The 22,167-nt window shown below is 42.0% G+C and carries 19 protein-coding genes and 1 pseudogene; 2 read left to right on the forward strand and 18 right to left on the reverse strand.

Annotated elements, in window-relative coordinates:
- The first annotated feature begins 74 nt into the window (after nt 1–74).
- Nucleotides 75–1,289: a magnesium/cobalt transporter CorA gene (corA, locus tag IOD06_RS07525; protein WP_189586518.1), complete on the forward strand. Its 1,215-nt coding sequence runs from the start codon at nt 75–77 to the stop codon at nt 1,287–1,289.
- A 107-nt stretch (nt 1,290–1,396) separates the two neighbouring features.
- On the opposite strand, the gene IOD06_RS07530 is transcribed toward corA, so the two are convergent.
- From IOD06_RS07530 to IOD06_RS07595, 15 genes and pseudogenes are all read right to left on the reverse strand, one after another.
- Nucleotides 1,397–1,915: a phosphate-starvation-inducible protein PsiE gene (locus IOD06_RS07530; protein ID WP_189586515.1), complete on the reverse strand. Its 519-nt coding sequence runs from the start codon at nt 1,913–1,915 to the stop codon at nt 1,397–1,399.
- Nucleotides 1,916–2,021: 106 nt separating this feature from the next.
- The gene (folD, locus tag IOD06_RS07535; RefSeq protein ID WP_194620280.1) at nt 2,022–2,909 is read right to left on the reverse strand and encodes a bifunctional methylenetetrahydrofolate dehydrogenase/methenyltetrahydrofolate cyclohydrolase FolD; all 888 of its coding nucleotides are present in this window, start codon (nt 2,907–2,909) and stop codon (nt 2,022–2,024) included.
- Nucleotides 2,910–3,087: 178 nt separating this feature from the next.
- Nucleotides 3,088–3,357, reverse strand: a complete 270-nt coding sequence (locus IOD06_RS13740) for a capsule assembly Wzi family protein (RefSeq protein WP_320157426.1) — start codon at nt 3,355–3,357, stop codon at nt 3,088–3,090.
- A pseudogene (locus IOD06_RS07540) lies at nt 3,290–4,273 on the reverse strand (capsule assembly Wzi family protein). The gene IOD06_RS13740 and the pseudogene IOD06_RS07540 overlap by 68 nt, the downstream one beginning before the upstream one ends.
- A 159-nt stretch (nt 4,274–4,432) precedes the next feature.
- The gene (locus IOD06_RS07545) at nt 4,433–5,632 is read right to left on the reverse strand and encodes a DegT/DnrJ/EryC1/StrS aminotransferase family protein (protein ID WP_194620282.1); all 1,200 of its coding nucleotides are present in this window, start codon (nt 5,630–5,632) and stop codon (nt 4,433–4,435) included.
- A gap of 95 nt (nt 5,633–5,727) precedes the next feature.
- Nucleotides 5,728–6,387 carry an acetyltransferase gene (locus tag IOD06_RS07550; protein ID WP_194620284.1) on the reverse strand — a complete coding sequence of 220 codons (660 nt, stop codon included), beginning with the start codon at nt 6,385–6,387 and terminating at the stop codon, nt 5,728–5,730.
- Nucleotides 6,380–7,003: a sugar transferase gene (locus IOD06_RS07555; RefSeq protein WP_194620286.1), complete on the reverse strand. Its 624-nt coding sequence runs from the start codon at nt 7,001–7,003 to the stop codon at nt 6,380–6,382. Before IOD06_RS07555 ends, IOD06_RS07550 begins: the two co-directional genes overlap by 8 nt.
- 94 nt (nt 7,004–7,097) lie before the next feature.
- Entirely contained in the window at nt 7,098–8,351 is a 1,254-nt protein-coding gene (locus tag IOD06_RS07560) for a glycosyltransferase family 4 protein (RefSeq protein ID WP_194620288.1), read from the reverse strand.
- 3 nt (nt 8,352–8,354) lie between these two features.
- Entirely contained in the window at nt 8,355–9,527 is a 1,173-nt protein-coding gene (locus tag IOD06_RS07565) for an O-antigen ligase (RefSeq protein ID WP_194620290.1), read from the reverse strand.
- Entirely contained in the window at nt 9,524–10,891 is a 1,368-nt protein-coding gene (locus tag IOD06_RS07570; RefSeq protein WP_194620292.1) for an oligosaccharide flippase family protein, read from the reverse strand. Before IOD06_RS07570 ends, IOD06_RS07565 begins: the two co-directional genes overlap by 4 nt.
- A 28-nt stretch (nt 10,892–10,919) precedes the next feature.
- Entirely contained in the window at nt 10,920–12,197 is a 1,278-nt protein-coding gene (gene tviB / locus IOD06_RS07575) for a Vi polysaccharide biosynthesis UDP-N-acetylglucosamine C-6 dehydrogenase TviB (protein WP_194620435.1), read from the reverse strand.
- A gap of 21 nt (nt 12,198–12,218) precedes the next feature.
- Nucleotides 12,219–14,261, reverse strand: a complete 2,043-nt coding sequence (locus IOD06_RS07580; RefSeq protein WP_194620294.1) for a nucleoside-diphosphate sugar epimerase/dehydratase — start codon at nt 14,259–14,261, stop codon at nt 12,219–12,221.
- Between the two features lie 70 nt (nt 14,262–14,331).
- Nucleotides 14,332–16,629 (reverse strand): polysaccharide biosynthesis tyrosine autokinase, encoded by a 2,298-nt coding sequence (locus tag IOD06_RS07585; protein ID WP_194620296.1) that lies wholly within the window; start codon nt 16,627–16,629, stop codon nt 14,332–14,334.
- 73 nt (nt 16,630–16,702) lie between these two features.
- Nucleotides 16,703–17,134: a low molecular weight protein-tyrosine-phosphatase gene (locus IOD06_RS07590; RefSeq protein ID WP_194620298.1), complete on the reverse strand. Its 432-nt coding sequence runs from the start codon at nt 17,132–17,134 to the stop codon at nt 16,703–16,705.
- 9 nt (nt 17,135–17,143) lie between these two features.
- On the reverse strand, nt 17,144–18,226 hold the full coding sequence (locus IOD06_RS07595; RefSeq protein WP_227669947.1) for a polysaccharide biosynthesis/export family protein: 1,083 nt from the start codon (nt 18,224–18,226) through the stop codon (nt 17,144–17,146).
- Between the two features lie 477 nt (nt 18,227–18,703).
- On the opposite strand from IOD06_RS07595, the gene rluB reads away from it, so the two are divergent.
- Nucleotides 18,704–19,654 carry a 23S rRNA pseudouridine(2605) synthase RluB gene (gene rluB, locus IOD06_RS07600; protein WP_194620300.1) on the forward strand — a complete coding sequence of 317 codons (951 nt, stop codon included), beginning with the start codon at nt 18,704–18,706 and terminating at the stop codon, nt 19,652–19,654.
- A 108-nt stretch (nt 19,655–19,762) separates the two neighbouring features.
- Here the strand turns inward: rluB and IOD06_RS07605 are convergent, their stop codons facing one another.
- From IOD06_RS07605 to IOD06_RS07615, 3 genes are all read right to left on the reverse strand, one after another.
- A complete protein-coding gene (locus tag IOD06_RS07605; RefSeq protein WP_194620302.1) occupies nt 19,763–20,335 on the reverse strand; it encodes a hypothetical protein in 573 nt (190 codons plus the stop codon).
- Nucleotides 20,336–20,425: 90 nt separating this feature from the next.
- Nucleotides 20,426–21,103, reverse strand: coding sequence for a hypothetical protein (locus tag IOD06_RS07610; protein WP_194620304.1), 678 nt, complete (start codon nt 21,101–21,103; stop codon nt 20,426–20,428).
- 230 nt (nt 21,104–21,333) lie between these two features.
- Nucleotides 21,334–22,152, reverse strand: a complete 819-nt coding sequence (locus IOD06_RS07615; protein WP_227669948.1) for a hypothetical protein — start codon at nt 22,150–22,152, stop codon at nt 21,334–21,336.
- Nucleotides 22,153–22,167 lie beyond the last annotated feature (15 nt).

Below are 22,167 nucleotides of genomic sequence, written 5' to 3' on the forward strand. Positions count from 1 at the left end.
AGGTGAGCAAACGATAGCAGCGTTTACGACAAATTTGGATTATTGAAGTTTTTTATTATATGACAGGAAAGTATATGGAAAATGATAATAATCAATTGATTAAAAAAACGGCTCATATTGCACCTGACTCCAATATGGATCATATCTATGCCAGCATGAGTGACAAGCATCTCTATCTAGACGATGATGATAGCTATATCTATGGTGATGCCGCTGCCACGACTGAGGACACCATCGAGACCATGACGGTCTACGATCCCGACTCTGAACGCTATGAGGATATTGACTCATCAAGTGAGGATGAGGTGGTCAGCTGCTATGCCTACTCCCGTAAAACTGGGGAAAATCTCGATACAGTAGCGCTCAATGATGTCAGTCGGGCGCTAAACAATAATGGTCAGTTTATTTGGCTCGGTCTCTACGATCCCAGTCTAGAAACTATGGTCAAAGTAAAAGAAGCCTTTGGTCTACATGAATTGGCGATTGAAGATGCTTTTGCCGATCATCAACGTGCCAAAGTCGAAAACTACGACAATGACATGGTGTTTGTGGTACTGCGTACGGCGAAGTTAGAGGACAATGTCATTCGTTATGGCACCACCGCGATATTCATGGGCAAAAACTACCTGATTACCATCCGTAATGGTCCGTCAAACTCCTACGCGCCTGTCCGCGAACATTGTCACCGTCGCCCTGAAAAGCTACGTATGGGCCCTATATTTGTACTGCATGCCATACTCGATTTTATCGTGGATAATTATATGCCGATCACCGATCGGTTGGGTCGATATTTGCGCGAGCAAGAGCGCTATGTCTTTACCTATGAGTTTGACAAAGGCACTCTAAAAAATCTTTACGAGCTCAAATCTCAGCTAGTACATATGCGCGCCATTATTTTGCCCGTGCAAGACATCTGTAGCTTTTTTATTAATCACAAAAAAAGTGAGCTGGTCTCAGGGTTTTCTCAAGCGGCAAAACCTTACTTTCGCGATGTCAACGATCACCTTTTGCACTCGCTAGATGCCATCAATGGTCTCAATGAAATGCTCAGCGTGGTGATGAATACCTATATGGCCATGGTCAATATGGGACAGAACGAAGTCGTACGTAAGCTTGCGGCATGGGCAGGTATCTTAGCCGTACCCACAGCAATCGCTGGTATTTATGGGATGAACTTTGACTTTATGCCCGAGCTGCATTGGAAGTACTCGTACCTTGTTATCATGACTGTTATTATCGCTTTGTGTAGTTACTTGTACTACAACTTTAAGAGACTTAAATGGTTGTGACATAAAGTGCCGTGCATAAAAAAGGGCTACCACTGGTAGCCTTTTTTATGATGCTCAACAACTATAGTCAGTGAAAAGTAATATCGAACCATCACGTACTACTGATATTATTCACGGCGGTGCTTGGTATGACTATCAGGCGCTTGGGCATTATCAGGCAACAGTGCTTTAACCGTTAGATTGGCATGCTGTTTATCGAGATTGTCCTCTGGACGACCGAATGTTTTTGCCGTCCACGTTAGTACTACGATAGAGCCACTCAATAGCATGATGGCGACAGAAATCGTCGCTAATAGCCATAAATGAAAATAGTCTGAGACCGCCTGCACATCAACCACCAAGTGCCGTGACAAAGCGGTGATCGCAATAAATATCAAAAACTGTACTGGCAGACGATGGGTTTTAAAATAAATTCCTATCATAGCGAGCAGCTCAAGATAAATGAATAGCATCAAGATATCTTTTAAATCTGCTGAGCCTTTTTGAATAATACCAACGAACTCTTTACCGGCGGTCCAAACGACAACCACACTGATTAAAAATAAAATAACGTAATGACAGACATCGACAAACTCTCTACCAATACCTTGCAGTCGCTCGTGAATACCTACGTTTTTTTTAGCCATGTTTAAGTCCTATCAACTGAGATGTGGTTGATTTAGCCTGAGTCTTTGTACTATGGAGACTCAGACCCCTTATCTATCGGCAATCAGTATTCGTATGACTATCTTTTTAGCCAGCGTTCAATCCGGCTGATTTTTCAGCTGCATCGACCGTTTGGCGAATCAGCGTGTTGATGGTCATTGGGCCAACGCCGCCTGGCACTGGCGTATAAGCACTGGCAATATTTTCCACACCTTGCATTTCAATATCACCAACACCGCCATCATCTGTAGGATGGAAGCCTGCATCAATAACTACCGCGCCAGCTTTGATCCACTCCGCTTTAATCAATTCAGGCACACCGACAGCACCAACAACGATATCTGCACGCTTGATATGTGCCGCTAAGTCTTGAGTTCTTGAATGACAGATAGTTACGGTACAATTGGCATTCAGTAGCATCATCGCCATTGGCTTACCTAAGATAGCACTACGCCCTACGACCACGGCCTCCAAACCTGCCAGCTCGATACCATGATGCTCTAATAAATGCATGATGCCCTGCGGTGTGCATGAGCCATAAGCAGACTGCTGCATCGCCATCCGACCAAAGCCAAGACAAGTCACGCCATCGACGTCTTTTGCCAAGTCGATCTGCTCAAAGCAAGCACGCTCATCGATATGCTCAGGAACAGGATGTTGTAGCAAGATGCCATGGACATCAGGATTATTATTGAGCTCATCTATCTTAGCCAAGAGCTGCTCAGTGGTCGTGATACTCGGCATCTCAACACGTATAGAGTCCATACCAACACGCTTACAGGCATTACCTTTCATACGGACATAAGTGGCAGAAGCTGGATCATCACCGACCAATATCGTCGCAAGGCTTGGGGTGCGTCCCGTCTTATCCTTGATCGTATCCACGCGCACGCGTAGTTGCTGTTCTATTTGTTTGGCAAGTGCTTTGCCATCTAAAACGGTGGCGGACTCTTGGGCAGTAGGCGCGGTAGACATAGTAACTCCAATAGAGGGTACGATATAAAAAAATAAAGACAGCGCGCGCAAATACTTTGCATGCCTGTCTTATCCTTAATCAAGGTGTGATTTATACTGATATTGTACCTGCCTACGTCTAAAAATCCTAGCCTGTATTAGGGCATGTCCTCAATTCAGTCGACAGTCATACGCTCATCTAGCCACAATCGACCACCAGCCACAATCGACCACCAGCCGCAATACTCTCAGCATCGCCGCCTAACGCATGTTTAAGTGGATAGCCTTGCTGATAGTAGCCATCGGTATAAGTACCATGATCATAAGATATGCCACGTGATTCACCGCCAGTACGCGTATCTGTATATTCAGTATAAAGCTGATAAGGCTTGCCATAAGCCTCAGAAGCATAGTCTGCACCAGCGAGATACATGTTTTTTAGATGGCAGACCGCCTGCCTCGTCCTCACCTACATACTGAGCGTAGACACCAGCGGGTATGTTAACCAAAGGCATAAGACTCAGTCGTGCATCAAAGCCACCTAGCTGATTGGCAGGATCGTTATCAGTGTCACCTACTGAGGTATCATTGTCTCTAGTTCCTAGTAGTGCATCACCAAAGGAGCTTAAGCTCTCAGGTCGACCTTCGCCGCCCCACATAAACGTACGGGACGCGCCTACTTCTAGCCAAGGTAATGGACTGGCAGTCAGTCGTACCCCAAATAGCTTGGTGTCTGGAATGGCCTCATAATCGTCGAGCTGACCAGCAAACAGCTGATACTGCCAAGGACCGACTCAATTCAGATATTTATAATTCGGTGCGGTTTGCGTATCACGCTGCATAGTAATCCCTGTAACTGGAATGCTAGCATCTCCTCGAATGAGACTACCATCCTGCCCTAGACCCCACCATGCTGGTATTTTACCCGCTATCAGCCATTGATTAGCCACCATACCAGCGATATAAGAACCCTTAAAACTGACATCAGAGTCATCATCGATCAGCTCATCGTTCTTTACATTGGCTTGCAGATTAAACTCCCACTGTGCTTCGCTAAGCGACACCCCTACGGTGGCTTGTTGACCAGCGAGCTGATCATCTGTGAATGTCTGTGGAAACAGCTTTCGATCTGTCTGTAGGTACACTCCAGCAGAGGCTTTGACAAGAGAGTCACGGTTTTGCGCAAGCCTAGTCTGTATCGACTGTAATACCTGCTGCTGTGCTACTGTCTGCGCATTGGCAGACGGTAACCCACGTTTAATCTGATTAGCCGTCAATGGCCAAGTACTGGTACTGATCTGCGTCACACCTTGGGTATTTAACCAATCAAGATCCTCCTTGAGTTTTAGGTCGTTCATGTAGAGATTCTGTGCTGACGTCAGCATCGATGCTGTCGATAACACCCTAAAAACCAGTAGCACATTTAACTTTTTATACCTGATTAATCACTCTTTGATTATGGAGGTTAGGTTACAGATACTGCTTATCAAAAAAAACTGTCACTAGCGGGCTTAAACACGCCCTAGTAAAACTTTCGCTGACGTTCACACAGTCATTGAGCCAAACACCCTATCAATCGCTTGAACGGTTTGCTCAATCTCTACTGTCGTCAGCGTAGGGTGAACCAAGAACATCAAACTGGTCTCTCCCAGCTGCTTTGCTATTGGTAATCTAGACTCTGGACGCAGACCACTGCCATCAAAGGCTTTTTCTAAATACACCTCTGAGGCCGAGCCAGAGAAGCAAGGCACACCTTGGTTAGCAATCTCTTCAATAATACGGTCACGTGACCACTCATCAGGTAGGTTGTCTGGCTGCACATAGACATAGAGCTTATAATAGGCATGAATACAGTCTACAAAGTCGAGTGACTCTTCCAATCTGGGTACAGAAAGATAGCCTTTGGAGTGCCATTTAGCACATGCCGCTAATATCGCTTGGGCGTTATCAGTGCGCTTAGCTGTCCAATCGCTCATGCGCGTCAGTTGGATACGCCCGATCACGGCTTGCATCTCCGTCATACGCCAATTGGTACCGAAGCTCTCATGCAGCCAGCGATAACCCGGTGGATGCTCAGTCTCATAGACAGCCGCATAGCTCTTACCATGGTCTTTATACGCCCACATTTTGCGCCATAGCGATTCATCATTAGTGGTGACCATACCGCCCTCACCGCCAGTGGTCATAATCTTATCTTGGCAAAAGCTCCAAGCCCCGATGTGACCGATACTACCGACGCTATGACCTTTATACTTTGCGCCATGCGCTTGAGCACAGTCTTCGATCACATACAAATTACGCTCATCTGCCAGTGCCATGATACCGTCCATATCACAAGGCCAACCAGCTAAATGAACACAAACGATGGCTTTGGTCTTAGCACTCAGTACCGCAGCGATGGTCTCAGGGGTGATATTACCTGTTGCTTCGTCAACATCAGCAAACACAGGAGTTGCTCCAGCATTGACGACAGAGGAGATACTGGCTATAAAGGTACGCGGGGTGACGATGACTTCATCGCCTGCGCCAATACTAAGCGCCTGTAATGCAACGTCTAATGCTAGCGTACCATTACCCATGGCAATCGCATATTCACTATCTGCCCACTCGGCAAACTCACGCTCGAACTGACGACCCTCTTGCCCAGTCCAGTAATTGACTTTGTTAGATAACAAGACTTGACTGACAGCATCAGCCTCAATCTGAGTGAAACTGGGCCAAGGTGAAAACGGAGTGTTTAGCATAGTTACCTCAATAGTACTGATTTATAATTGATGATTCATCATTGACGATTAATAACTTATAACGAGATATTCGATTCTGATAGAAAATCTTGTTTTTATTTATTGAGTGGCCTTGCAGGATTACCAACTACGACTGCTCCAGCTGGGACATCTTTCGTAACCACAGCACCCATGCCGACGATAGCGCCTTTACCAATAATTAATGGCTTATCAGGCGTACCCTGCTTGATAACTGCCCCTGCGCCGATGTAAGCATGATCATGGATATGAATATTGCCATTGCAGCTGACACGCGGTGCAAAGGTAACATAGTCACCGATTATGCAGTCGTGCTCTACATAACTATAGAGGTTAGCATGGAAGCATTTACCGATAGTGACATTAGCAGCGATAGTGACAAAGGGACTGAGCGCTGCACCGGCATCAATACTGACTCCATCCATTATTAAGGTAGTCGTTGCCTGTGCTGTCCACAGTGAGATACCATCTTTAGATAATTTATTTGCTATCTTTTGGCGAATACGGCTATTAGCAATGGCGATCAGGACAAATTTATCGTCGCTATCTATACTTTTAAATTTTTCATAATTCATCGCCGTATAGCCGTTGACATTAGTATCTTCGTCCAATACATCGTCAATGAATACGATTTGGCTATCTACGTCACCATCTAACCTCTGTAACTGCTCAACAGCAACTAGCATCAAGCTACGACCACAGCCTGATGCGCCATAGACGGCAAATAGCTTACTCATAGCTATTTTCTAGAGCTGATTTGTTTTGAGAACCAGTAAATTTACTCATTGTTACTTCACCATCGGCGCTAATACCGTCTTTAATCAGCACTTTTTTTACCGTTTTAAACAGTATCTTGATATCTAACCAAAGCGATTGGTTGTCTACATACCAAGTGTCTAGCGCAAACTTTTTATCCCAACCAATGGCATTACGACCATTCACTTGCGCATAACCCGTAATACCGGGGCGCACATTATGACGACGTGCTTGTTCTTTACTATATAGCGGCAGGTACTCCATCAATAATGGGCGTGGTCCGACTAAGCTCATATCACCCTTTAGCACATTCCATAGCTCAGGTAGCTCGTCGAGACTACTATTGCGCAGTGCTTTCCCAAATGAGGTGAGGCGTTCACTATCTTCTAGTGGATTACCCTCTTCATCTACAGCATCTCTCATAGTGCGAAACTTGATCATCTCAAAGGGCTTGCCATACAGCCCGGGGCGCGTCTGACGGAATAATACTGGCGAGCCTAGGTTTTTACTGACTTTGTAAGCAGTAATAGCGTAGACCGGAGAAAGTACAACTAAGGCAGCACTGGCGGCGGTGATATCGAATAGGCGTTTTATCATTATTGGCTCCTAGTAAGCCTATTTCTTTAATTAGATCAAACTAATTTATTGAAAATCATTTTTATTACAAATGCTCTTAAGTGAAATAGAGCTATTAATAAATACCTGGAGCAATATCAGAAGCATTAATGCTTTTTTTCTCAACCACTGAACTAATTACAGAAATTAATTGCTCTGCTAACAAATCACGATCGAACTCTTTCACTGCTAATTTTTTTGCCAATACTGCTGCTTGTTTGAGCCATTCATCATTATTCATCTTCTCATGAAGCTGCTCTGCTACTAGCTCTATTGGTTGTTGCCACATAGCTAATCCACAATTATGGGAGTTTACTATTTCATGCATCCAGCCACCATGGTTTAGCAATATAGGCTTACTAGCAGCTAAAGAGTCAAAAAACTTATTGGCAGAGTTTGCTCTTGCTTCCGGCATGTCTGTAACTAAGTTAGATGTCATAGTTGCAGCACTAAATAAAATAGGCATATCTTTTTTAACCATAGCAGGCTCAAAAAAAACGTTTTCCTCAAATACTCCTGCCCCTTTAGCTTCCATGATTACATCTAATTTTTCTCGTCCCTCTCCAACTAATAAAATTCTTATATTAGAATCTATTTTTTTTAATTCTTTTGCTATTTTCACTATGTAATCAACGCCGTTAACTTTTCCAAAAGTTCCTGCATAAATAAGCAAAGGTTTATTACCTAGCCACACACGATCTGCACGAAATTTCTTCACAGCTTCTTCATCGTGTACAAACACTAAGTTATCGCTGCTATTTGGAATAACTGCGACTTGTTTTTCCGGATAACCCGTTTTTATAACTCCTGCTTTCATGCCAGGTGACAATGCAATAACTGCAGCAGAGTTCTGATAAGCCCAACTTTCTAATTTCTTGGCAAGAAACTGCATTTTTGAACTCTTTAATGCTCCCATTGCAATAGGCATTTCAGGCCATAGATCTCGTACCTCAAAGACCATAGGTACTTTCAATTTACGAGCAGTAAACACTGCTGGCAATGCAATGGTCAATGGTGTGCTGGTAGCAAAAACCACATCACCTTGCAGCGAAGCTGATTTCTTCTGTGCCGCAAAAGCAAAAGAAAAGAAAGCCGAAATGCGCTGAATGTAGCTCATATGATTAGAGTAAGGTACTGGATACCAGTGTACTTTAATACCAGATTCATCAGTAGTAAACCAGTTAGTATACTCTTTCTTCTCTTCTCTATAGCTAGTAACCATATGTACTTCATGTCCAGCAGCAACCATACGTTTAGCCATCTCGTATGAGCGTGTACCGCCTGACATTTCAGGTGTATTAAAATATTGATGCAGGTAAATAATTTTCATTTACTATCCTATAGCTTGGTTGATTCTGTAACCATAATATTTTAGTTGATTCTTAATACAAATACTTAATAACATAAAAACAAAAGCAAATCTTAGATAGCCAAGATCTCCACTAAAAGTACATACCATTAGAAAATAAATAATAATAATTCTCAAGAATCCTCTTGATACAGATAGTGCGTAAGATAAAAACACTAAATATAAAATACCTAAAAAAATACCATTTTCAGCAAATATTTCAATGTGCGCATTGTGAGGGTAGTCAAAACCAGATATAGAGTAAGCTTTAAAGTTTCCTAAACCAATACCAAATATTGGATTATCTATAAAAAAATTAGTAGCTTCAGAAAATAGTTCACTTCTCACACCTATCGACCCCTGATCACTCTCCTGTAATTCTCCATTAAAAATCCTAAAGATAGCTAGCAATCTTGAACCAGGATAATGACTTTGAATATATTCTTGCATAAATTGGTTAAAAAAAATAAATAGGCTTATAATAGAGAACACTAATGTCTTGGTTTTTCTACCTTCAAATTGTGTAAATACTATCATTAAGACACATAATAAAGATGATAATAAAGTACCCTTAGATTCAGACCAGAATATACCTAAAAGAAAGAAAAAACTAAAAAACAAAAATAATTTCAATCTATGTATACTATATATATATATAGAAGCTAAGAAATATAGACCCATAAGCCAGCCAAAAACATTGGCTCCATTAAGAAAAAACCTCGTATTTCTATCCCAAAAACCAAACATGAGCTTATAAAAAAAAGTAGCTAAAAGCAATAAAAAACCTACTTTCACTAATATTTTTAAAAGTTCAATGAGACCGATTTTATTATACAGCCCTAATATTATTAAAACCGAAAAAGGAACACCAAGTAATATAGCATCTAATTTTTCTATAGTATACATAAGCTCTTTAGTTCTTAAAGAAGAAGCTATTAGAGTAAAAAAAGCAATGCAAAAATAAATAGTTAACACCTTGAAATCACATTTTTTAATTCCTAGCATAGGTATTACTAAAATATTTATTATCAATAAAGACATCTTAACTATGTCTTTGGATTGATCCTGACCTAAAGGTACAACACCTCCAGATATCAAGTTAATTAACAATAAAAACGCAATAAAATAATAATAGAAAATATTTTTATTTATTTTCATAATAGAATATCTTTGGCTATTTTTAACATATTTCTAGATAAGAAAGCCCATATTAAAGTATAAATACCTAAAAATATTAGCTTTAATAAAAAATTGTCGCTTGCTATATATATAAAAAAATATCCAGTAACACCTATCGCAAAACTTTTAATCGAAAGCAACATGTTTATTTTATTAATAAACGATATAAGAATCAATCCAAAAAAATAAGACAAAAAACTTATTATACAAAAAATTTTCATTATTATAAAAGAATCTAAACCTAACCTCCATCCAATGAAAATTGCACTAACTCGTACTAAGGTTAAGAAAGCCTGGAAAAGCAATCCTATTTTCTGGCCATTATCCAGTGAAAAAGTTATAACCAGAGACTCAAATATAAATTTCACTGCAATCCAAATTATGGATATAGCAGCTATTTCTCCTGCTAGAACCCATTGACCTCCTAAGACATAAGAAAATATATCTGGTAAAAAATCTATTAGTAAAAAACTAGGAATGAAAACTAATACGCTCAAACAATATAGTATTTTGCTTAAATTTTTGTGATATACACCTTTGCTTTTCCACTCTGTATATTTAGATCCGATAAACTGTGAAATACTTATAGAAATTACTGCTACTGGTAGCATAAGCACTCTATATGCCATGTAATAACTACCGCCAAAACTTTTTCCTAATAAGAGACTAATTAGTAGGGTGGGTATATGATTAGCGACTACAGAGAAAACAGCACCTATAGAATCATAAATTATATATTTTTTATAATCTATAATTTTATAGCTTTTATTACTGACAAAAAAAATATTTTTAAAGTGTAAAAAATTTTTTTTAGTGAGATAGGTGATACTGTAAACAAAGCCTAGTATTTGCCCTAAGACCATTCCTTTGAAACCTAACCCTTGGAAACCCAATATCAATTGACTTAAAGCTCCACCACCACTTTGCATAATCTTCGACTTTGCATTTAGATGTGTGTTCTGCAACCTTAAAGTTAAGTTGTTTAATATATTAAAAAACCCTGATAAAAAAACCATAAGAGGTATAAATATTAATATTTCTAAGTACGAACCTATCAAATAATAGAAAGCAAATAGTATCAAAGTAATAAACATTATCATAGTTACTAAAATGGTTAATGATTTCTTAAACAGCCAGCTCAATTCTAAATCACTTCTAGAAGACAGTATTGCAACATCTAATCTTAAACAAGATAAAGCTGTTAAAATATATACTACCGTAGTTAAGATAGCAAAACTGCCAAAATCTTCAGGTGTAAATACTCTAGCTAATATTGGCGAGGCTAATATTATTACTAGTTGTGCTATGCTAGTCCCGCCAATCAAATAGAAGAAATTTTTCAAATATCACTCTCTTTCTTGATAGATTTTTTCACAAACGTAAATCAGTTGAATCATTAAAGAATATATACTTTAGATCATAAATTACATGCTCACGCTTACCCAGAGCTTTTATTTCTCCGATACTCATAGCTTTAAACTGTTTATGACCTAGTGCAATTATTATTGCATCATATGTTTCTATTTGAAGTACATCTATTGGCTTCAATCCATATTCAAGTTCAACGTCTTTACAATCAACCCAGGGATCATACACATCAATATCTAAATCGTATTCCTTTAAAGCATTAACCATATCAATAATCTTTGTATTTCTTATATCAGGGCAATTTTCTTTAAAACTTAGCCCCATAACTAAAATCTTAGAACCAATAACTTGTATACGCTTCTTAACCATCTCTTTAATTAATTGGGTAGCTATATATTCACCCATTCTATCGTTTAGTCTACGTGCTGCTAAGATAATTTCAGGATGTAAACCGAGAGACTGTGCTTTATGCGTCAAATAATAAGGATCAACGCCGATACAGTGCCCGCCTACCAAGCCCGGACGAAATGGCAAAAAGTTCCACTTAGTACCCGCTGCTTCTAACACGGCTTCGGTATCAATATTCATCTTATTAAAAATAACGGCCAACTCATTGATTAAAGCAATATTTACATCTCTTTGAGTGTTCTCAATTACTTTTGCCGCTTCTGCCACCTTAATACTTGGTGCTTTGTGTGTGCCTGCCGTGATAATTAGGTTATATACCTCATCAATGAAATCTGCGATTTCTGGGGTAGAGCCTGCCGTTACTTTTAAAATATTAGTCACGCGGTGCTCTTTATCGCCCGGATTGATGCGCTCTGGGCTATAACCAGCATAAAAATCTGTATTAAATACTAGCCCAGAGACCTTCTCCAATACCGGAATACAGACTTCTTCTGTCGCGCCCGGATATACCGTTGACTCATACACCACGATATCGTTTGGTTTGAGAATACTGCCAATCGCGGTTGATGCTTTTATCAGTGGTGTTAAATCTGGTTGCTTATAGGCATCGATCGGCGTAGGCACCGTAACGATAAAGAAGTTGCAGTCTTTTAGCTCATTGATATCTGAGCTATAGCTTAAATGAGTCGCTTGTGCTAACTCCTCATCGCTCACTTCTAAGGTATGGTCAGTACCGTTATTTAGCGCAGCGATACGACTGGCATTGATATCGAAGCCAATGACCGAGTGCTGCTTACCGAATTCAACCGCTAGTGGCAGACCCACATAGCCCAGACCGATTACTGCGATTTTCAGATTTTTAATACTATGCATCTCATTCATCTTAGTCATTACTTACGATTCCATTGCTGATTCAAGAGTTCTAGCGGTCTGTTTGGTGCTTTTATTAGTCGATGTATTATCGCTATTGCGAGTTGTCTCTATCATCGGTGTACCATCCTGATACCCCGACACAAAATGCTTGAACTGCTGCTTGAGCCATGCCACATCATGCTGCTCTGCCTTATCTTTGAGCTGATACAAAGTCTCCTCAATGTCCGTTAGCGCAAAGCAATGCTCCATCGCCTGCATGATCAGCGGATGATCGGTATCTTGTACATTATCCTCACCGATGATCAACTCCTCGTAGAGCTTCTCACCCGGTCTGAGACCAGTAAATATGATCTCTATATCGCCATCCAGATTCTCCTCATCTTTCGGCTCATAGCCACTCAGATGTATCATACGGCGGGCGAGATCGACGATCTTCACCGGAGCACCCATGTCAAGCACAAACACCTCACCACCCCTCGCCATCGCCCCGGCCTGAATGACTAAATTCGCTGCTTCCGGTATCGTCATAAAATAGCGCGTCACATCAGGATGGGTGACCGTAATGGCTTTGCCCTGCTCGATTTGTTTGGTAAAGACGGGAACCACTGAGCCAGATGAGCCGAGCACATTACCGAAGCGCACCATACTGATACAAGTTTGATTATTATTGGCATCTTGACTGAGGCCCTGACAGACCAGCTCCGCTAGACGCTTAGTCGCGCCCATCACGTTAGTCGGTCTCACCGCTTTATCAGTAGAGATCAGTACAAAGGTCTCAACCTTTGCCTCGATAGCCGCGCGAGCGCAGTGATACGTACCCTTGCTGTTGTTTATGGCTCCCTCAAACGGGTTATGCTCGACGATAGGCACATGCTTATAGGCTGCGGCATGATACACCGTCTGGATCTGATGACACTTAAATATTCTGACCAGATTGGCCTCATTGGTCACATTACCGATAACTGCCACTAACTCTATATCTTTATAGATCACCTTGCTGGCGATTTTGGCGATCAGCTCTTGATGGATACTATAGAGCGCGTACTCCGATAGCTCATAGAGCACCAGATACTTAGGCTTATTCTTAATAATCTGCCGGCACAGCTCACTACCGATAGAGCCGCCAGCACCAGTGACGAGTACACATTTATTCGTAATATTCTGCCGTAATAAGCGCTCATTAGGCTCGACCGTCTGTCTATTGAGCACATCGAGAATATCGACTTGACGCATACTACTGACAGTAACTTTGCCATCGACGATCTCCTTTAAGCTTGGCAGTTCTTTGATCTTAATAGAGATACCAGCGAGCTTATCGATGATCTCTCTCTTACGGGCGCGGCTAATAGACGGCATCGCTAAGAACACTTGCGCGATATCGAGCTTTGAGACAGTCTCTACGAGCGTGTCAGCATTATAGATACGTTTGCCGAGTAAATAAGCATCCGTAAGCTGCGCATCATCATCGACAAACCCAACGATATGATACTTATGCGAGTTTCTTAGACCCTCTAACAGCTCTTTTCCGGCTTCACCAGCTCCGTAGATCAGTACATTGTCATAGTCATTTATACGACGACGCTGTGGACGTTGCCCTTGCAAGCGGGCTAATAGCTCTCTGATAGTCAGACGACTATTCCATAACCAAATAAAGAATAAGAATAAATACAGCATAGGCACAGCGCGCGGCATACCTGGTATTGGATTGAAATAGAGGACGACTTGAGCGGCGACGATCAATACAAAGAATAGCTGTAAGACGCTACCCATCAGTGCACCGAAGAAACTACGAGCAATACCCTTATAAAAGCCAATAGCATATAAGCTGATGATCGGTACTACTGCGTATAAGCACAGCGCAAGCAAACCGATATGATTATCCATATCGCCATAGCGCATGGCTATCGCCAAATATAGGCAGATCACAGACATCACCAAGTCAGCCACTAACAAAACGGCTCGTTTGCTATTGCGTGACAGCGCTAACAAGTAGTCCGCGATACGCTGTGGCCCTTTGACATCTGCCCTTTGGTCAGTCTGATACAAGGATGATTCTATAGACATAACAAACAACCATTTAAGTGAAGAACGTCATACGAACAATGAAGCAGAAATAATAATTAATAATTAATAATTAGTTTTTGTTATCACCATAAGTATAGTGATAGTGATAGCTATACTTATCCATTAGACCTTGCTGGACATCATTGAGGATAATGCCATCAACTTGTACATTGGATTTATTCATTTGCTTGACCGCATAAGTGACCTGCCCTTCTATCGACTTGTCATAGCGCGCGACCAGCAGTACTTTATCCACGTACTGCGATAGGATTATCGCGTCTGAAGCGGCGAGCACTGGCGGCGTATCGATGACGATATAGTCATACTTAGCCTTTAGTGTCGTCATCAATTGCGCGAATCTCTCACTCATCAGTAGCGAAGCTGGATTATGTGGATGGCAACCACGCGGCATAAAGTCGATATCATCGATACCCGTCTGACGAATAAAGCTCTCAATATCCAAATCACTAGTAGTAGACGCTAAGGCGGCCGTATTCATCTTGGCTAAACGACTGCTGCCTTCACTCAGATAGTCTGATAGACCTTGATCTTGACTCAAGTTAAATACTTTATGCAGCGCGCCTAGACGCATATCGGCATCCATCACTAGCACTTTTTTGTTTAGCTGTGAGAGGACTTCTGATAAGTTAGCAGTGATAAATGATTTACCGACGTTTGGACTTTCACTAGTGACTAAGATCACTTTGCCGCGCTGATTAACAACAGCCTGATTGCTAGCGCTCATCTCATTAAACGTATTGGCTTGTTTTGGCATTGAGAATATCAGGCTCGTTCTTAGGCTCTTTATTGCCTCGTAGCTCAAGCTATTATGATCGACATGAGTCAATAGACGTGTGCTGGCGTGTTTATTCTTCCCGATTCTCGATAATAGTGGCGAGCGCGGTATCGTTGCAATCACCGGTACACTAGTCTTAGTCTCAAGACGCTCAGGATCTTTAACTACGTTTCTAAGTAGATTCTTTAATAGCACGAGCATTGTGCCTAGCATAGCGCCCAGTAATAGCGCCAAAACAATGATTTGTAGCTTTTTGGGGGCAATCGCCTTATAAGTGCTAATAGGCAAATCAACAATACGTGCAAAGCCAATCTGACCGGCCTTGACGATTTTGAGCTGTTCATAGTTTTTGAGGAGCGTGAGGTAGATCTCTCTATTGATCGCCGTATCTTCTGATAGCTTCAAAAACTCTCTTTGAAGCTCAGGTAAGTCGGCGACCGTCTCGTCGATCTCTTGCTGACGGCTGTTGAGCACCGCTAACTGCTCGTTTATTTGTACGACTAAGGGATGCTCATTGGTATAGTAAGTCGTCAGATCTGCTTTTTTGAGCTTTAGCTCATTGAGCTGCGTATCGATTTGCGAGTTTTCAGTGAGTAGCAGCTCTGCTTCTTTGGCCACATCGATAGTGCCATACTCTTTACGGAACTCATTGAATACTGCCTCAGAGTTTTCTAGTTTTTTCTTCAATGCTGGAATCTGAGTTTCCATAAAGGTTAGCGTCTTAGTAGTTTCTTCTGAGCCACGCGATTGATTCTGATCAATGTAAGAGAGGACGATTTGATTCAGGACGTTAGTGACTTGCTCTTGGCTCTTACCAGTCATAGACAGCTGGATAATGCCAGTCTGCTTACCTTTCTCGACCACCGATAAAGCACTGTTGAGACTGTCTGTCGTCGCTTTTAGCGATTGCTGACTGATAGTGATCGGATAGCTCTCTTCAGGTAGCTCATTGACGGTGATATAGATCTGACCTTCATTACCATTGAATCTATGCGACTTGCCAATTTGACCTTCAAAGTCATCGAAGCCATCATTCAATACAAATCCAGTGTCTGACTGAGTCAAGGTAAATGCACGATTAAGATAAGCACGCGGCACTTCGAATTGACTGACTTGTACGCGTCCTTTTTCACTCTCTAAGGACACCCCTTCAGGCGTATTCAACTGCGTGTCGATACGATCATTCTTGATTTTATCGATAGCGCTGATATTAGGATCGGCCAGCTTAATACGTAAATTTAGTAGAGTGACTACAGGCTCCAAGATCATCCGCGATCTAATCAGCTCTGCTTCTGTTTGCGCTTTACTTGCCTCTGAGCCTACCAGATCAGAAATACTCTCGCCCAAAGCAGCAATGCCTTGAGTGTTTTCTTCTATCTGTATCATCGCATCCGACTTAAAGGTAGGATTGACATAGCGGCTGTACAAAACGCCGATAGCTAGTCCCAACAATGCAAAGAACAGCACGATCTTCCAGCCCCGTAATAGTACAAAAAACAGCGCTATGAGATCGATCTCGTCATCATCTTTTTCAATCGTTGTTTTGGAAGTGTTCGGCGAATCTGTAGTCATAAGGTCAATTCATTCATTTAAAGTAGTGGCTTATTTATTGTTGGTTCGATACCGAGCCATTGATAATAAATGCTTAGCTGATTTTATCAGCCCAAGGTTTAAGGCTGTCAAAGATATCTTGCCTAGCATCTTCAAATACTGAGAGCTCATGTCGATACGGATCAGCAATATCTTGATCGATCCAGTGCCCGATACGGAAGGTTTTGCCGCGGCAATGGGGCCAACGGTCCTCGATCCATTTACTCTGATTATCAGACATCGTCAAAATCAAATCAGCACGCTTCACTAGCGCTTCATCAATTTGCTTGGCGATATGCGCCGACATATCGATACCTAGCGCTGACATGACCGTTAAGGCATTAGGGTCAGCACCATTACCGACCACAGCAGAGAGTCCAGCAGAGTCGATCGTCTTATGAGGATATTGTTGTATCAATGCCGCTTCAGCGATAGGGCTACGGCAAATATTGCCGACGCAAACCACCAGAATATTGTCAAAGGCCATGATGAGTACCTATAATCCTGAGAGGCTTCTGATTGCTGAAGTAGAAGGTAACAGCGAGTTGATAACACGACTCCAGCGGGTTAGCCCTGTTGGATCGACATAGAGAATGTCGTTGGGCTGCATCTCAAAACGGTTGGCAAGTGCCAAATTAGTGATGGTCTGCATATCGACATAATAGATATTGGTGCGGCGAAACTCTAAGTTATCACGCACAATGTAGACTTTTGCGGCATTGGCGGTAAACGAATTGAGCCCTTGCGACTCACCCAACACTTGAGCCAAGCTCAATCCTTGCTCTAAGATAGGAACAGGCTTTATTTGACCAAACTCGCCTAATACGTAGACAGTATTGCGGCTTTGACTATTGACATGAATAGAGTCGCCGTCTTGGATATAAATCTGATTACCTGAGGCGCCTATCTGACGCAAATCTGCTAGGCCAATATTGTAATTGCGACCCTTACGATTTAGGACGATGCTGTTTGAATCTCCAACTTCTGTCGCCCCACCCGCTTTAGAGATCGCACTATAGAGCGACACGGGCGCATCATCAATAGCGAACTCGCCAGGCTGTCTGACTTCACCATCAATAAAGAACTTATTACCGCGATAGTTGATAATTTTGACTTGGGGATCGGAGTACTTTAGGAAGCGTTGAAGCTTACTCTGTAGAGAGGCGGTAAACTGAGGGACACTCAGACCTGACGCTTTGACTCGACCTACCAAAGGAAACTGTACAAAGCCTTGCTGATCGACAGGATAGCCATTGACTCCGGCAGCTGCCATGTCGGGGTAACCGACTAGAACAATGCTTAAAGTATCGCCTTGTGCGATACGGTATTCTTTTTTATTAGAGCTTGCGATGAGCTGATAAACATCATTGCTAGGCCGCTTTACTTGCGGCGCCGGTAAGGTCGCTAAACTGAGCGGCTGAATATTGAATTGCAAACCATTCTCAGCGGTAAAATCACCTACTGGAGGCAATTCTCCTGCTTGTAGACCAGAATTGATGGTTGTTGTCGCACATCCAGCAGACCATAAAGTAATCAGTAGTAAACTTGACGCTCTCAACAACTTAAGAGACTGGCGCATAATAAAAACCCTTCAAATCATAACGATGAACTATAGCCATCAAATCTAATTGTTACATAAAAAAAATAACCTCTATTCCCACAACACTTAATAAAAAAGCATTGTGAGGGTAGAAGTTGGCATAGCAAAAATTATTTTAGCGCGCAATAGACAATTGTTGGTTTTTTAAAGTAACAGCTGTCATCTAATCTTGAATATCTAGCCTATATTTCACCGCTTGTACCGAATAAATTACCTTTTGTCTACTAAACTCTTGATCAATGTACCATTTTAGCATAGATAACCTACTTATCGTCTCGATTTTATTCTATAAATTGATAATGAATAAAAAACCCTACAATAGCGACAAATAGCGTAAAATGGCCATTGCAAATTTTTGGCTCGGCAGTGTAATGTATTTATTTTTCACCACTGTCGAGCCTAGCTGTATTTCTACATTGAGAAATGTAATAAACCCACCGACTCAAGGACATGATTATGAAAGATGAAAAATTACAGAAAGCCCTCGCCCGCATGGGGCTTGGCTCACGTCGTCAGATGGAAGAAGTTATTAAATCTGGACGCGTAACAGTCAATAACGGCCCAGCAACCATCGGTGATCGCGTCGAACCAGGCGATGAGATTCGTGTTGATGGTCGTCAGATTAAATATACCGCTGAGAATGAGAAGCGTCGCCGCGTATTGGCTTACTATAAGCCTGAAGGTGAAGTGTGCTCTGCCAATGATCCAGAAGGTCGTCCAACGGTTTTTGAACGTCTGCCCAAGCTGACTCATGATCGCTGGGTCATGGTCGGACGCTTGGATATTAACTCAACAGGCCTGTTATTGTTTACCAATGATGGTGAAATGGCGCATCGCTTGATGCATCCCTCTGGTGAAGTCACTCGTGAATACGCAGTACGTGTATTAGGTGAAGTGACGTCTGATATCGCGCGTGCGTTAACAGCTGGCGTCATGCTAGAAGATGGTACGGCAAAGTTTGAAGATATCAAAGAAGGCGGCGGTGAAGGCGTCAATAAATGGTATCACGTCCAGCTAAAAGAAGGTCGTAACCGCGAAGTACGTCGCTTATTTGAGTCGCAAGGCCTAAAAGTGAGTCGTCTACTGCGTACGCGCTATGGCACGATTGCATTACCAAAAGAATTGCGTACCGGTCGTTTCTTAGAGCTCGACAGAAAAGACATCAATACCTTAACAGACCTAGTGAGCTTACGTCCACGTTATGGTACGGGTCTACATGGCGCGGCGAAAGAGAAACAAGAGCGCATCAGAAACAAACCACTTAAAGCACGTCGCACTACTGACAGTCGTAGCGATAGCAGCCGCAGTAGTAGCGACAATCGCAACAGCAGCGCGAAGCCTAAAAGCAGTGCTAGCCCTGCCAGTCGTGGTACACGCAATACCCGTGACCGCAACGACAAGCGTTAATTTAAGCCTTCAATAGATTTAAATTAGACCATAAAAAGGCTGCCCATAAATATTCATTATGGGCAGCTTTTTTATGCGTTTTTTATAATAATTTTACTAACCCAATATTTAGCTATCATGACTGTTAATATAGTTTTTCATGACTCGTAAATCTTGCAACTGCTGCGTGTCCATTTGCTCTAACAGATTATCTAAACGCTGCTCAATATTATTGAATACCTGTTGTAATAACGCACTCGCTTCTGCTTTCTTGTCATTACTCACATTGTGAGCATTTATATTCACATTCACTAGGTGGTAATGACTGGCAAGCATTTCGAGCAAACGAGTATGCAGCAGCTTATGCAACACAAACTGCGCTTCTGTGAGTTCGGGCATTTTATGTTGCGCTTGCAGGGCTTTTTGATAGCGTTGATAGTGATTTACTTTTTCATCGATACGTTTTAATTGGCGCAAGTGTTGTTCTGATAAGCTTTGAAGATGCTTGTTGTTTAGATCAAGCTGTTGCCACTTTATAGTAGATAGTGACAACGTAGATAGTGATAGCGGCGCATCATAATCTTGATAAGTAAGCACACCTGGCGTAATACCAACGGCTTTATGCAAAGCTTGCCAGCCTTTTTTACCCAAATAAACGACCGTGACGGTTGTCACAACCCCAATGCCGATTAATATGCTCATATATATTTACTCTTTGTAACTTACTCTTTATCGCTCAATCATCTGGCTGACGGTTTAGCACTGATCATTCTTTATCGATCGTTTGATATTTTATAACTTAATGTCTTCAGCTTTAGGGCCTTTATTACTCGGGTTTTCTATCGCACTGCCGGTAGCATCACCACTGCCGTGATTGCCTATCTCTTGATTGCTAGAGTGCTCAATTTGGGTACTGGCTATTGGATTATCAAAACGCTGTTGCAAATAGCGATTGGTTGCGAGCAATTTTTGTCCATCTTGGTGATATGAGGCATTGAGCAAATCACCAAACTGAGTATTAATGGTACTTAGTACGTCTAGCAACGCCTCTTTTCCAGTGACATTAGAATGCTTAATCTTAGTGGTATCAGCAAGCGCCCCATCCCCCACATCTAAGTCATGCAAGCGTCGATAGTCAGCTACCGCTAGCGGAATATGTCTGTCCATCAAGTTTTGAATCATAATATAGGTTTCGTTGACTGTGTCTTTATCATCTATCTTGCCATCATTATTGGTATCGCCATAAATGACACGTAGCTTTTCGCCTTTTCCATTGATTTGGTCAAGGGCTGTTTTGACTTCGATGGGTAAGCTTTTTTCAGGAATATAACCCAACTGCGGCATCGCTTTATATTTAAGCATTTTTGGCGCGGTCACTTTTTTGATACCACGATATCCTAGATATAACCCAGCTGCTGGTAGCATCCCGTATAAAACAAACATCACTAACATCGCCGTTACTTGGGTCATAGGATTGTCCTCATTATTCATCGTAGTTATTATTGTTCTAGATAGCCTTAAAACTCTAAACTCTAAACTCTAAACTCTAAACTCTAAACTCTAAACTCTAAACTCTAAACTCTAAACTCTAAACTCTATGAGATTAAACAAAAAAATAAGGCTTTATTAAAGCCCCATATTGTTATGTATTTAACTGCTCATAGCTGATAATTAATAGCAGTCATTAAAATAAATACACATTAATTTTTCGTACGGCTTTTGACATAACGATGCGTTGAGGCAAGACGATTCATAACCGTTTGATGCAACTCGTCCAATAACTCATCAAGCTCATAATCAATTTCTAAAAACAAATCAGTCAGCATGTCGCCTGCGGTCATTTTTCCCTGCATCATCGTGTTTTTGGTGCGATGCGGACTAAAACGTTGCAACTGCTCATAATGATGTAGTGCTTCTGGAATGCTCTCTGACACCAACTTGTCGATGACAAACTGACGCTCGTTATGTTGCTGCTGTTGCTGCTCGTTGAGCTCGCTGCTCCACTCACGGTAACGCTTGAGCTTGCCGTTAATTCGATCTAGTATCGCAACAGCTTCTATAGGCATAGCATTTAGGGTGGCCTCATCAACCACATCAATAAGCTCAGTCATAATCGGACAGCGTCCATGTTTGAGATACCATAGGGTATCGGGGTCGAAAGGCGGTCTGTTGGTCGGGCGCATCGCCGCACGATTGGACAAATAGCGATCGGTCAGTGGCGTTGGCGTCCGAATATCATTGACTTGTGATAACGCTTGGCAGATACGATCGGCACGCTCAGGAGGAGTCAGTGGTAAGCGCTCACTAATGGCGTTTTCATCACGAGCACTGTCTTGATTGTGGATAATACTATCAGCAGGACTGGCATCATCTTCTGCATTAGGAGCGATGGCGCCTTGCTGAACATGTTTGGCAGCTCGCGTTGGCAAATCATCTTGAGCTTGCCCAAATGACTGTAACATTCTTGTCAAACTTACGACCATGTTCTGCTCTGCCCCTTGCCCATTTACTGATTGCATTCGACCACTCAATCC

This window comes from Psychrobacter sp. N25K4-3-2, from assembly GCF_015351755.1.
Taxonomy (GTDB): Bacteria; Pseudomonadota; Gammaproteobacteria; order Pseudomonadales; family Moraxellaceae; genus Psychrobacter; species Psychrobacter glaciei.

Bases quoted from the DNA above. Each gene is read 5' to 3' on its own strand.
- IOD06_RS07585 (WP_194620296.1), bottom strand. From the start codon at position 16,629: ATGACTACAGATTCGCCGAACACTTCCAAAACAACGATTGAAAAAGAT.
- IOD06_RS07565 (WP_194620290.1), bottom strand. From the start codon at position 9,527: ATGAAAATAAATAAAAATATTTTCTATTATTATTTTATTGCGTTTTTA.
- IOD06_RS07530 (WP_189586515.1), bottom strand. From the start codon at position 1,915: ATGGCTAAAAAAAACGTAGGTATTCACGAGCGACTGCAAGGTATTGGT.
- IOD06_RS07580 (WP_194620294.1), bottom strand. From the start codon at position 14,261: ATGTCTATAGAATCATCCTTGTATCAGACTGACCAAAGGGCAGATGTC.
- tviB (WP_194620435.1), bottom strand. From the start codon at position 12,197: ATGCATAGTATTAAAAATCTGAAAATCGCAGTAATCGGTCTGGGCTAT.
- IOD06_RS07560 (WP_194620288.1), bottom strand. From the start codon at position 8,351: ATGAAAATTATTTACCTGCATCAATATTTTAATACACCTGAAATGTCA.
- IOD06_RS07605 (WP_194620302.1), bottom strand. From the start codon at position 20,335: ATGAGCATATTAATCGGCATTGGGGTTGTGACAACCGTCACGGTCGTT.
- rluB (WP_194620300.1), top strand. From the start codon at position 18,704: ATGAAAGATGAAAAATTACAGAAAGCCCTCGCCCGCATGGGGCTTGGC.
- IOD06_RS07615 (WP_227669948.1), bottom strand. From the start codon at position 22,152: ATGCAATCAGTAAATGGGCAAGGGGCAGAGCAGAACATGGTCGTAAGT.
- IOD06_RS07550 (WP_194620284.1), bottom strand. From the start codon at position 6,387: ATGAGTAAGCTATTTGCCGTCTATGGCGCATCAGGCTGTGGTCGTAGC.
- IOD06_RS07610 (WP_194620304.1), bottom strand. From the start codon at position 21,103: ATGACCCAAGTAACGGCGATGTTAGTGATGTTTGTTTTATACGGGATG.
- folD (WP_194620280.1), bottom strand. From the start codon at position 2,909: ATGTCTACCGCGCCTACTGCCCAAGAGTCCGCCACCGTTTTAGATGGC.
- IOD06_RS07545 (WP_194620282.1), bottom strand. From the start codon at position 5,632: ATGCTAAACACTCCGTTTTCACCTTGGCCCAGTTTCACTCAGATTGAG.
- IOD06_RS07595 (WP_227669947.1), bottom strand. From the start codon at position 18,226: ATGCGCCAGTCTCTTAAGTTGTTGAGAGCGTCAAGTTTACTACTGATT.
- IOD06_RS07590 (WP_194620298.1), bottom strand. From the start codon at position 17,134: ATGGCCTTTGACAATATTCTGGTGGTTTGCGTCGGCAATATTTGCCGT.
- corA (WP_189586518.1), top strand. From the start codon at position 75: ATGGAAAATGATAATAATCAATTGATTAAAAAAACGGCTCATATTGCA.
- IOD06_RS07555 (WP_194620286.1), bottom strand. From the start codon at position 7,003: ATGATAAAACGCCTATTCGATATCACCGCCGCCAGTGCTGCCTTAGTT.